At 48.0% G+C, this 12,634-nt stretch carries 10 protein-coding genes; 5 read left to right on the forward strand and 5 right to left on the reverse strand.

Annotated features, from left to right (window positions below; all coding sequences use genetic code 11):
- Positions 1-13: 13 nt before the first annotated feature.
- From thrA to ABZR88_RS18965, 4 genes are all read left to right on the forward strand, one after another.
- Positions 14-2,464: a bifunctional aspartate kinase/homoserine dehydrogenase I gene (gene thrA, locus ABZR88_RS18950; RefSeq protein WP_107827528.1), complete on the forward strand. Its 2,451-nt coding sequence runs from the start codon at positions 14-16 to the stop codon at positions 2,462-2,464.
- 183 nt (positions 2,465-2,647) lie between these two features.
- The gene (locus tag ABZR88_RS18955) at positions 2,648-3,628 is read left to right on the forward strand and encodes a homoserine kinase (RefSeq protein WP_107827529.1); all 981 of its coding nucleotides are present in this window, start codon (positions 2,648-2,650) and stop codon (positions 3,626-3,628) included.
- A gap of 219 nt (positions 3,629-3,847) precedes the next feature.
- Positions 3,848-5,155 carry a threonine synthase gene (gene thrC, locus ABZR88_RS18960; RefSeq protein ID WP_107827530.1) on the forward strand — a complete coding sequence of 436 codons (1,308 nt, stop codon included), beginning with the start codon at positions 3,848-3,850 and terminating at the stop codon, positions 5,153-5,155.
- A 337-nt stretch (positions 5,156-5,492) separates the two neighbouring features.
- Positions 5,493-6,611 carry a DUF4407 domain-containing protein gene (locus ABZR88_RS18965; RefSeq protein WP_107827531.1) on the forward strand — a complete coding sequence of 373 codons (1,119 nt, stop codon included), beginning with the start codon at positions 5,493-5,495 and terminating at the stop codon, positions 6,609-6,611.
- A 192-nt stretch (positions 6,612-6,803) separates the two neighbouring features.
- Here ABZR88_RS18965 and ABZR88_RS18970 read toward each other — a convergent pair whose 3' ends face one another.
- The 5 genes from ABZR88_RS18970 to rpiB all read right to left on the reverse strand — a co-directional run bounded on the left by ABZR88_RS18970 (position 6,804) and on the right by rpiB (position 12,199).
- Positions 6,804-6,995, reverse strand: coding sequence for a hypothetical protein (locus ABZR88_RS18970; protein ID WP_107827532.1), 192 nt, complete (start codon positions 6,993-6,995; stop codon positions 6,804-6,806).
- 78 nt (positions 6,996-7,073) lie between these two features.
- On the reverse strand, positions 7,074-8,336 hold the full coding sequence (locus ABZR88_RS18975) for a glucose-1-phosphate adenylyltransferase (RefSeq protein ID WP_107827533.1): 1,263 nt from the start codon (positions 8,334-8,336) through the stop codon (positions 7,074-7,076).
- On the reverse strand, positions 8,333-9,757 hold the full coding sequence (locus tag ABZR88_RS18980; RefSeq protein WP_107827534.1) for a glycogen synthase: 1,425 nt from the start codon (positions 9,755-9,757) through the stop codon (positions 8,333-8,335). Before ABZR88_RS18980 ends, ABZR88_RS18975 begins: the two co-directional genes overlap by 4 nt.
- Positions 9,758-10,117: 360 nt before the next feature.
- Complete coding sequence (locus ABZR88_RS18985) at positions 10,118-11,701, reverse strand: M28 family peptidase (RefSeq protein ID WP_107827535.1); 1,584 nt, start codon at positions 11,699-11,701, stop codon at positions 10,118-10,120.
- A 63-nt stretch (positions 11,702-11,764) separates the two neighbouring features.
- The gene (gene rpiB, locus ABZR88_RS18990) at positions 11,765-12,199 is read right to left on the reverse strand and encodes a ribose 5-phosphate isomerase B (RefSeq protein WP_107827536.1); all 435 of its coding nucleotides are present in this window, start codon (positions 12,197-12,199) and stop codon (positions 11,765-11,767) included.
- Positions 12,200-12,298: 99 nt separating this feature from the next.
- On the opposite strand from rpiB, the gene ABZR88_RS18995 reads away from it, so the two are divergent.
- Positions 12,299-12,631 (forward strand): L-rhamnose mutarotase, encoded by a 333-nt coding sequence (locus ABZR88_RS18995; protein ID WP_107828023.1) that lies wholly within the window; start codon positions 12,299-12,301, stop codon positions 12,629-12,631.
- Positions 12,632-12,634 lie beyond the last annotated feature (3 nt).

The raw sequence follows: 12,634 nt of genomic DNA on the forward strand, positions 1-12,634 counted from the left end.
ATTAAGCATCTCAATGAAAGTTTTAAAATTTGGCGGCACATCTGTAGGCAGCGTAAAAAGCATCAGTACGGTAATAGACATCCTTAAACAGGAAGATATGAGCCAGGGCGCCCCAGTGGTGGTACTATCGGCCATGAGCGGCGTTACCAACCTGCTGGTACAAATGGCAGAGCAAGCTGCTGCCGGCCGGGAGTTTACCCAACACCTGGCAGAGCTGGAGACCAAACACTACGGTGTTGTTAAAGAACTGCTGGATGTGCAGAACCAAAACCCGGTACTCACCCGCCTTAAAATTTACTTTAACCAACTGGAAGACCTGCTGCAAGGCGTGCTTACCCTGCGCGAGTTAACACCAAAAACCCGCGATCTGATTTTAAGCTATGGCGAGCGTTGCTCATCAATGATGATTAGCCGCATTGCGATGCAGCACTTCCCGGCTTGTTTATTTGTTGATGCTACCGAGGTAGTAAAAACAGATAGCAGCTACGGCCAGGCCAAAGTAAATATGGACCTGACCAGCCTGCTGGTAAACGATTTATACCGCAATAACAGCGATAAAATATTATTTGTAACCGGCTTCATTTCAAGTAACGAGGCTGGTAACATTACCACCCTGGGCCGTGGTGGCAGCGATTATACTGCAGCTATCTTCGGTGCGGTACTGAACGCCTCTGCCATCGAGATCTGGACCGATGTGAACGGTATGATGACTGCCGACCCACGCATGGTGAAAAAAGCATTCTCATTACCGGAGCTGACTTATACCGAAGCCATGGAGCTTTCTTACTTCGGCGCCAAGGTAATCTATCCGCCAACCATGATCCCGGCGTTCCTGAAAAAGATCCCAATTGTTATCAAAAACACTTTTGATACTTCTTTTGAAGGCACCGTGATCCGTCATGACTGTGGTGCATCAAACCTGGCTATCAAAGGCATTTCATCGGTTAACAAAATCAGCATCCTTAACTTACAGGGTAGCGGTATGGTGGGTAAAGCTGGCTTTAGCGGCAGGCTGTTCTCTTTACTGGCCCGCGAGCAGATCAACGTGATCCTGATCACCCAGTCATCATCAGAACACAGCATCACTTTTGCCGTACAACCTGATGACGCTGAGCGCGCCAAACAACTGATGGAGCAAGAGTTTGAGCTGGAACTGCTGGCTAAAAAACTGGAGTACCCGGTAATTGAAGAAGACCTGGCTGTGCTGGCCATTGTGGGCGAGAACATGAAACAAACCCCGGGCATCTCGGGCAAATTGTTCCATGCGCTGGGCCGTAACGGTGTTAACGTACGTGCCATTGCACAAGGTTCATCAGAGTATAATATCTCGGTAATCATCAGCGGTGGCGATCTGGCCAAAGCGCTGAATGCGGTGCACGATTCATTCTTTGCGCAGCTCAACAAAACGTTGCATGCGTTCTGTCTGGGCACTGGCAACATTGGCAAAACCCTGTTCAAACAATTGAATGACCACGTTGAGTTCTTGGAAGCCAACAACGGCATCTCTGTAAAAATTGCAGGTATTGCCAACACCCGTAAAATGGCATTTGATGCCGACGGTTTTGACCTGAACAACTGGGAAGCTAAACTGGAGGCCAGCCACGAGGTGGCAGACCTGGGCGATTTCATCACCAAGATGAAAGCCATGAACCTGCCTAACTGTGTGTTTATTGATAACACGGCCAGCCCTAAACCAATTGAGTTTTACGAGCAGATTTTTAAATCAAACATATCGGTAGTAACCTGTAACAAGATCGGCAACTCCGGTCCGTACAGCCGCTACAAAATGTTCCGCGATACGGCTCGCCGTCACGGGGTCGACTTTTTCTATGAGACGAACGTGGGTGCAGGCCTGCCAATCATCCGCACGCTGAAAGACCTGATGTCAAGCGGCGACCGCCTGCAGAAGATCGAGGCGATACTTTCGGGTACCATCTCTTACATCTTCAACAATTTTAATGGCGATGCTACTTTCCACGATGTGGTACAAACCGCACAAGAGTTGGGCTACACCGAGCCAGATCCACGTGATGACCTGCGCGGCACCGACTTTATGCGCAAGATCCTGATCCTGGCCCGCGATGCCGGTTACCAGATGGAAGCCGAAGACGTGCAGATAGACAGCATCCTGCCAAAAGCATGTCTGGAAGCAGCCACAGTAGCCGATTTCTACGCAGCCTTGAAATCAGAGAACGCTTATTTCGAGGACCTGAAAAACACCGCAGCATCACAAGGTAAGGTGCTGCGCTACATCGGTATGCTTGATAACGGCAAAGCCAGCATCAGCCTGGAAATGGTTGATAAAGAGCATCCGTTCTATACCATGAGCGGCAGCGATAACATCATCGCCTTTACAACAGACCGCTACAAGGTGCGCCCAATGGTGGTAAAAGGCCCTGGCGCAGGTGCAGAAGTAACCGCCGCGGGCGTGTTTGCAGATTTGATTAACGTGGGCGCTAATTAAGAGCCCTCATCCCCCGAAAGGGGAGTGAATAAATAACCCAGGTTGTCATCTTGAACGACAGTGAGAGATCTTTTTGGAGCGACAGGCTCGCCAGGCGTAAAAGCATGATCGAAAAGATTTCTCCCGATGGTCGAAATGATATGTAAGAAGAAGGACAAACCGGGAGAAGGAGAATACAATAAAATGGAAGAATTAATGGTGGCAGAAAAAACACCGACCTTTGAGGTAAAACAAAAAAGCGTTACCGTGTTTGCACCGGCTACGGTGGCTAACGTGGTGTGCGGTTTTGACGTGCTGGGCTTTGCGGTAAACGCACCGGGCGATGAAGTGGTAATGCGTGTAACTGACAAACCGGGTATTACCATTAGCAAAATTACCGGCGATAACGGTCGCCTGCCAATGGATCCGGCTAAGAACACCGTGAGCGTAAGCGTTAAGCATTACCTGGAAAGCATCGGTCGCTCTGATCTGGGTTTGGATATAGAGCTGCATAAAAAAATGCCTATCGGTAGTGGTTTGGGCTCAAGCTCGGCCAGTACAGTGGCTGGTTTGTTTGCCGCCAAAACTATTTTAGGCGATGACCGCGACCCAATTGCGTTGCTACCTTTCGCCATGAAAGGTGAGGAAATGGCATGCGGACAAGGTCATGCTGATAACGTTGCCCCTGCCCTGTTTGGTGGCTTTGTGCTGATCCGCAGCTATGAGCCGCTGGATGTAGTGCGCCTGCCACACCCGAAAGATTTGTGGTGCGCCATTGTATTCCCTGATGTTGATGTACCAACCCGCGAAGCCCGCCAAATTATCCGCAAAAAAGTGGATATGAAAGATGCTGTTACCCAATGGGGCAACGTAGCCGGCCTGGTAAGCGGTTTGTTTATGCAGGATATAGACCTGATTGGCCGCAGCATGAAAGACGTGCTGGTAGAACCGGTACGCTCTATGCTGATCCCTGGTTTTTACCAAATGCGCGAAATGTCTATGGAACTTGGCGCCGTTAGCTTTGGTATTTCAGGCTCTGGTCCATCGGTATTTGCATTTACCAGAGACGAAGCTACCGCACAAAAAATTACCGAGAAGCTGCAAAGCTTTTTAGAAGGCATGAAGATCGATTCTTTCAGCTATGTATCAACTATCAATGATGCAGGGCCAAAGGTGATTGGATAAGCCCCCTAGCCCCCTGAAGGGGGAACTATAACTCCACGTCATTGCGAGGCACGAAGCAATCTCTGCATAGGATAGTCGGACATACAAACCGGCTTTGCAAGTACAGAGATTGCTTCGTTCCTCGCAATGACGAGAAGAATTAAGCATAATCGGTTCACACCGAAATCATAAATAACAAAACAATCCGAAATCAGACATCCGATTTTCGAAATCATTAAAATGAACCTCTACAGTACCAACAACCCCGATCTCCGTGTAGATTTTAAAGAGGCGGTGTTCAACAGCATGCCGCAGGATAAAGGCCTTTATATGCCCGTTAGCATCCCGCGCCTGCCAAAGGAGTTTATTGATAACCTGGGCATCCTGTCGTTACAGGAAATTGCCTATACCGTAGCCCAGCATCTGCTGCAAGGCGCCATCCCGGATGGTGATCTGAAAGCCCTGATTGAAGATGCTATTAACTTTGAGGCACCGGTAGTAGAACTGGAAGATAACGTGCGCGTGCTGGAACTTTTCCACGGCCCCTCTTTGGCGTTTAAAGATTTTGGCGCCAGATTTATGAGCCGTGTAATGGCCTACTTCCTTGAAGCTGGCGAGAAACAGCTGGACGTACTGGTAGCCACTTCTGGCGATACCGGCGGCGCTGTAGCCCTGGGTTTCCTGGGTGTACCAAATACCCGCGTTACCATTCTTTACCCTAAAGGCAAGGTGAGCGGCGTGCAGGAGCAGCAATTAACCACCAACGGCCAGAACATCCGTGCGCTGGAAGTTGACGGTACTTTTGACGATTGCCAGGCACTGGTAAAACAAGCATTTACCGATGCTGATCTGAATGCAGCATTGCGTCTGACTTCGGCCAACTCTATCAATATTGCCCGTTTGATCCCGCAAACTTTCTACTACTTTAATGCCTACGCACAAATGCGGCGCGAGGGTAAAAGCAAAGTAGCTTTTGCAGTGCCAAGCGGCAATTTTGGAAACATTGGCGCCGGCATCCTGGCCTGGAAAATGGGCTTGCCGGTTGAGCAATTCATTGCGGCTACCAACGTAAACGATACTGTTCCGGCTTACCTGACCAGCGGTGTTTACGAGCCGAAACCATCAGTACAAACCCTGTCAAACGCTATGGACGTGGGTAACCCAAGCAACTGGGTACGTATTGCCGATATGTTTAAAAACGACTTGCCAGCGTTGAAAAACATGATTACCGGCTACAGCTTTAATGATGACGATACGCTGAAAGCCATTGAGGCCGTGTATCAAAAATATAACTACGTGGTTTGCCCGCATACGGCCATTGCCTGGCTGGCGGTTACCGATTGGCTGAGCAAACACCCGGGCGATGTTACCGGCGTGTTCCTGTCAACCGCGCACCCGTGCAAATTCCCAGACGTATTTACCGGCGCTATTGCCGATGCGGTACAGATACCTGAACAAGTGAAAGAGTTAGAGCAGCGTGAGAAACAGGCTACCGCCCTGCAACCAAACTTTGCCGATTTTAAAAGCTACTTACTGAACAACTTATAAAAAAAGGAGCCTTTCGGCCACTTGTAAACCGGCCCTGCCCAGCAACGCTGCGCAGGGTTTTTTATTTTACCTTTGCAGAGTGGCAAACTACCTAATTTGTCATTGCGAGGAGTACTATGGGCATGGCGCACCGGGAACGACGAAGCAATCTTGTCGCACGTTTAACATGCGACGAGATTGCTTCGTCACCCCTACCCACCTTCCCTACGTTCCTCGCAATGACAAAATCGAATAGCACTACCGGCAATTACTGTTACTTTTACAGAAAACATACAAATAAATCTGTAACAATAAGTCGGTTAAGGCGTTTCATACTAAAACACAGAAAAAACTATTAATGCATAAAGTTACCCGCTTCTTTTGGTTCTGTTCAGGAGCCCATATAGCTACTTTAAAAAAATACCCTATTGAACACAATAAATATGTGGGCATTGGGGCTACCATTTTCTTTACGGCGCTTTTTGCTGCCCTGTCTGGCGGCTATGCCATGTATTTTGTGTTTGCGGGCAATGCTATGGCGGTCATATTCGCCATTTTGTTTGGCTTACTGTGGGGTACGGCCATCTTTAATATGGACCGATACATCGTATCCAGCATCAACAAAGAGGGTACCACCAATCAGCAGATCATGCAGGCATCGCCACGTATTTTGCTGGCTATTATGATTGGGGTGGTGATTTCGCGTCCACTGGAGTTGAAGATCTTTGATAAAGAGATCCGGCAGAAACTGAAAGTGGCCTATACCAAAGGTCAAAACCGCCGTCTGGACACACTCGAACTGGCTTACAAGCAAAAGTATGCCATGGAGCTGGGCAAAAACAACGATCTGAAGAAAGAGAAAGACTCGTTGGAAAAAGATATCAACCGCTCCCGCTTTCAGCTGAACCAGGAAGTATTTGGCGATAAAACCAACCAAACATCGGGCATTACAGGTTATGGCACCTATGCCAAGCAAAAGCAGGCGGTGCTGGATGAAAAACAGGCCCGCCTCAAAACCGTAACCGATGATTTAGGTCAGATGGACGATTACCTGGCCGCCCGTAAGGACTACGAGGGCCTGACCAACATGCGCCAATACACCAATAAACAGCTGGACAGCCTGGCCAACGTAGCCGGCTTTGCCGACCGCAACTGGGCGCTGGGACAGATCACTTATAATGACAACGGCACGCGCGATCTGGATACCTATCTGGCCGTCTCATTCATTGGTTACCTCTTCATCCTCTTTGAGTGTTTGCCGGTGTTTGTTAAGCTGATGTCGCCTAAAGGCCCGTATGATGTAGCGCTGGCAAAGGTAAGCGAGGCCAATATGCACTTTGCCGAACGTGATAAAGAGCGTGATATGGCCGCAACCGACCAGCTTTTTGATCATAACCTCAGCACCGATGTAGAGCGCAAAAAGAAACTCATCAGCGGGCAGTCTGATTATGATCTGGAGCGGTATAGGTATGATTGAGTTTTACGGAGATTAAAGAATAATATGAGTTAAGCACGAACCATAATGTCATGCTGAGGAACGAAGCATCTCTGACGCAAATCATGTGGACTGTCCGCAGAGATGCTTCGTCCCTCAGCATGACAGGAAGTTTATACCCACAAAAAACGCCCCGCAATTACTTGCGGGGCGTTTTTTGTGGTTGGTGAGTTACTACATCTTGGTTGCTGTAGTATCCTTTTCTGTTTTTTCTTTCTTTTTAACTTTACCGTTTTTCTCTTTCACCTTTTTCTTGGTGGTGTCTTGCTGCGCTGACGTCGTTGAACTTTTAACAGTTGCCGCATATGCACTAGCGCTTCCGGCTAAAATGGCTGCCAGGGCAACCATACCAATCACTTTTTTCATAGATGGTGTATTTGATTATTGAATAAGTGTTACTAATCAATAACGCCACACTTCTTTAAAAAGTTTACCAATAGTTAATTAAATTACAGTTCCATTTGGAATAACGGCACGCTTTTTAACCACCACTATACCATCCTGAACGGTATAACAGCCATAATCGCCATTTTCCAGCGTCTCGCCACAGTTAATAATTACGTCGTTACCAATGTAACAGTTCTTATCAATAATGGCATTTTTAATGTGGCAGCGATCGCCAATACCCATAACCGGGGTATTATTGGCTTTGCACTGCTCTATCTGCTCCAGGGTCTGGTAGTTATCGCTACCCATAATGTAGCAATTCTCAATAACCGTATCAAAGCCAATGCGGGTACGGATACCTACCACCGAGCGGGTGATAGATGATGCATTTACAATACAACCCTCAGAAACGATAGCTTTTTGCAAATGCGTGCCCGATACCTTTGATGGCGGCAGCATGCGCGCGCGGGTATAAATTGGGCGGTTACCAAACAGGTTAAACTCTGGGATATCATCAGTTAGCCCCAGATTGGCATCAAAGAATGATGGGATGGTACCGATATCGGTCCAATAACCTTCGTACTGAAAGCTCACCACTTTATGATCTTTGATAGATTGCGGAATAATCTCCTTACCAAAATCGGTACGGTCATTACCCTGCAGTAAATCATACAGCGTTTTGCGGTTAAAGATGTAGATACCCATGCTGGCCAGGTAAACACGGCCGGCTGCCTGCATCTCATCACTCACTTCAGAAGCCCAGCTTTCAAAATCTTTCTTCGGTTTCTCAACAAACGCGGTGATGTTGTTTTCATCATCTGTTTTCAGGATACCAAAACCAGGGACATCATTGGCATGCACCGGAATACTGGCGATAGAGATCTCGGCATTCTGTGCGATGTGCGCGTTGATCATATCGTCAAAATCCATCTGGTAAAGTTGATCGCCAGAAAGGATCAGCACATACTCAAACTCATGCACAGACAAGTGGTGAAGACTTTGACGCACCGCATCAGCCGTACCCTGAAACCAGGCCACGCTGCTTGGAGTTTGTTCTGCCGCCAGAATGTCAACAAAAGCATCGCTGAAACTGCTGAAGTGGTAAGTATTCTTAATGTGCTTGTTTAACGATGCCGAGTTAAACTGCGTTAACACAAAAATGCGGCTAATGCCCGAGTGCAAACAGTTAGAGATAGGAATATCTACCAGGCGGTATTTACCTGCAATAGGCACGGCAGGCTTAGAGCGTGTTGCGGTAAGCGGGAAAAGCCTTGTTCCCTGGCCGCCGCCAAGCACAATGCTGATTACTTTTGATGTCATATGTTGGTTATTAAGCGTTCATAGAGGTGAATGTACTCGCGGGCCGATCGATCCCACGAAAAGTCGAGCGACATCATGCGATTACGCAACTGCGCCATGTGTGCGGCATCGCGATAAAGCGATATGGCCCTGCCCACAGAATAAACAATATCCCGCACACTGGCCTGATCAAACCTGATACCGTAGCCCCCCTCATCACCATAATCAATTACGGTATCTTTCAAGCCACCGGTGCTGCGCACCATGGGCACTGTGCCGTAGCGCAACGAGTAGAGTTGGTTTAACCCACAAGGCTCCACGCGCGATGGCATCAGCAGAAAGTCAGATCCGGCATAGATCTGGTGCGAAAGTTGTTCATCATAACCAATATATACCCGGTATTGTTGGGTCTGTCGCAATTTTAATACATCCAGCGCCTGCTCCGTGTCAGGATCGCCGGTGCCCAGTACTAAAAAGTTGGCTTCCCATGGGTATTGCTCAATGGCTCGGTCAATGGCCTCGGCCAGTAAATCAGCGCCTTTATCATCAACCAGGCGGCCAATGAAAGAGATCAATGGTTTCTCGGTATCCAGATCAAAGCGTTTGCAAAGTGCTTCTTTATTTTTTTGTTTGCCTTCGGCAATGTTTTTTAAGGAATAGTTAGCCGCAATCATCGGGTCGGTTTCCGGGTTCCATACCTGGGTATCAATGCCGTTAACAATGCCCACACCACGGTGGCGCTCCATCTGGAACAAATGCTCCAATCCGTTAGATTGCCAGGTGAGCTCATCCATATAACTTGGCGAAACGGTGGTATAAGCTGAGCAGCACCGCACCGCAGATGCCAGCGGATTAATGCCGTTGCTCCAATCCAGCAATCCGGTAGAGGTCATGTCCACCTCCGGCAGGTAGGCAAACTTTGACCAGCCGAAAGCACCATGATACTGTCCGTTATGGATGGTAAACACGGTACGCGTATTGGCCAGGCGTTTATACAAGGCAGAGTGCGCCAGCATAAAAGGAATCAGCCCGCTATGGTGGTCATGACAGTGAATGATATCAGGCGCTTGCTGCGACCAGTTGATCCAGTCCAGAAATGCCAGCTGATAGGCGATAAACTGTTCGGTTTCGTCTGGATAACTATAAATATTCTCGCGGTCCAGCAAACCGGGGATGTGGATGAGGTATAATTCAAAACCCAGTGTATCCGCTTTCTCTTTCCAAACCTCAAACTCAGTACGCTTGCCGCCAAACAGGTTGGTGGCCCGAAAAACAACGTCAAACTGATGCTCGCGCACAAACTTTCGGTCATAATGCGGCAACACAACAGCGGCGCTCAGTCCGGCTTTATTCTGATATTTCGGCAGTGCTCCAACAACGTCGCCCAAACCGCCAATCTTGGCAACTGGATAACATTCTGCACTGAGGTGGTAGATTCTCATACTCGGTTTTACAGGGTCAATTTAAACAAAGATCATCAAAACATAAACCTATGAATATTATTATAGTTTTTTAAATATACTGGCCAAAATGCTGAAAATTTAACAGTGGAGGGCGTTTTTGACTTATTATTTTTGCATGAAGACGACCAATTCTATGCAGACTTAGTGTAACGGCTACGTAGAGGGTTACGGATATAGGCGCGGTTATTACCGCGTAAATACCACAAAGGTGTAACCGGCACCAAAACTGCGGTATAATTATACCACGTCATTGCCAGGAACAAAGCCGATATAAAACACAAAAACGCCCTTGCTGCACATCAGCAAGGGCGTTATATAAAATAAAATATCTGCTAAAGATTATCTGTCGCTCGCCATCGGGCTTTTCACATCCACCACCGGTCGCTCAGCCCTGTTGGCCAGATCCCAGCCAATATAAAATACCAGCTGTGCACGTTTGGCCAGCAGCGGGAAGTTGATCTTGCTCACCTCATCGCTTGGCTTGTGGTAATCGGCATGCACGCCGTTAAAAAAGAAAATAATTGGCACACCATGCTTAGCAAAGTTGTAATGATCTGAACGGTAATAAAAACGGTTCGGATCTTTCGGATCATCGTATTTGTAATCCAGTTTCAGATGCGTATACGTGTTATTAGCATTCTCCAATACCTTGCGCAGTGTAGAGCTCAGCATGGCCGAGCCAATTGGATAAACAAAGTTGGCTGAATCCGGACTGTTCAAATACTCCTCACCCACACGACCAATCATATCTATATTCAGATCTGTAATGGTATTAGCCAACGGGAACACCGGATGCTCGGCATAATATTCAGAACCCAGCAGGCCTTTTTCCTCACCCACGTTACCCAGAAACAGGATAGTGCGTTTCGGGCCATGGCCCTCTTTCTTTGCCTGCATAAAGGCGCGTGCAATTTCCAGAATACCTACAGAGCCCGAGCCATCATCATCAGCACCGTTGTTTACCTTGTCCGGTCCATCAGCATTCAGGCCGATGTGATCGTAATGAGCCGAGAACACCAATACTTCATCCTTTAGCTTAGGATCAGACCCGGGGATATATGATACAATATCCTCTGCGTTAATATCTTTATGTATGGTACCAAAATCGGCCACTACCGGCACTTTTACCACCTGGGTTTGCGGCTTGCCTTCCTCAATGGCACTTTTTAATGCTTCATACGTTTTACCGGTATTTTTTAGCAATTGATTGGCTACTGCCGGGGTGATGAAGAAGTTAACCGGTGGTACAGGTACAACTTCCGTATTCTCTTTTTTCAGGCTCATACTAACGCGCGGTGTTGCAAAACGAGCAGCGTTAGCGGCAGTAGCGTTACTTACCTGCAAAATCAAAGCCGGGTTCTTAGCAATCAGGTGTTGCATAATGGCCTGGCGGGCCTCGCTCATGATCACCCCTCGGCGACGGGCGCTGGTGGTTTGCGGGATGACCGTACCAGGGCGCTCCTCACCTATCAGCAGTACAATTTTGCCGGTCACATCGGCAGTCATTTCTGCGGGCGAGCCATAGCCCACAAATACAATACTGCTTTCATTTAATTTCTTTGGATCGGCCCATCCCTGTGCGTAGTAGTCTTTACCGTAAATCAGGCTGGCACCGTTAACCATAAATTTATCGGCCCGCAATGAGGTTTCCTCCAACGCAACATCCAGAAAGTAAGAACCTTTGTTGGCAGGCAGCAGGCCTAAGGCTTTGTACTCGCCAGCCAGATAACGGGCGGCTTTTTCGGCCCCGGGTTTACCTGTTTCTCGGCCTTCCATATCATCGGCGGCTAGTATGGTTAAATGGGCTTTGGCGTTTTGAGGGGTAATGTAACCGGCATATTTTTTAGCCAGTACATCTGGTTGCTGGGCACAGGCAGATGCAGCAACAGCCACCACCACCGTTAGTAGAGCAATTTTCTTCATGATGTTAGTTAATCCGTTACTGCCGGATGGCTCCGGCAGTATATGTTTGTTTGCTTTGTTTGCTTAGCAGGAAATTTTACCTACCCGGGTAGCATGGCGACCGCCCTCAAAATCGGTGCTCAAGAAAACGTTGACAATCTTTTTGGCCAACTCCAGCGAAATGAAACGCGCCGGGATTACCACAATATTGGCATTGTTATGCTGACGCGCCAGCGCTGCCAGTTCTTCGTTCCAGCAAATTGCTGCACGTATGCCCTGGTGTTTATTGGCCGCAATAGCAATGCCGTTGCCGCTGCCGCAAACCAATATACCAAAATCGGCATCGCCGTTCTCAATGGCGTTGGCTACGGGGTGAGCAAAATCAGGATAGTCAACAGAATCTGTAGAATAGGTACCAAAATCACTCACTTCGCTGGCTTGTACGCTGCCTGCCAATGCTTGTTTATACTCAAATCCGGCGTGGTCTGCCCCTATTGCTAACTTAATTCCTGGTTTCATTGAAGGGATGTAAAATTAAGCGGCTAAGGTAAGCATTTTGTTCTGCTTAAAAAACGTATTTTGCCCTGCGCAAGCACCGCAACCACTTATAAACCTGCTATGAACACTCGCTATTGCTTTGCCCTTGATCTGGTGAATGACCCTACTTTAATTGCCGAATACGAGGCCTACCACCGTGCTGTTTGGCCCGAAATATTGAAGAGCATAACCGATGCCGGCATCATCGATATGGAAATCTATCGTTTTGGCAATCGCCTGTTTATGATTATGGATACAGATGAAACTTTCAGCTTTGAACGTAAAGCGGCCATGGATGCCGGGAATACCAGGGTTGATGACTGGGAAGCCCAGATGTGGAAATATCAACAGGCCATCCCCGGCACCAAACCTGGCGAAAAATGGGTATTGATGAACAGAATCTTTAAACTCTGAACA

This window comes from Mucilaginibacter yixingensis, from assembly GCF_041080815.1.
Lineage (GTDB): Bacteria > Bacteroidota > Bacteroidia > Sphingobacteriales > Sphingobacteriaceae > Mucilaginibacter > Mucilaginibacter yixingensis.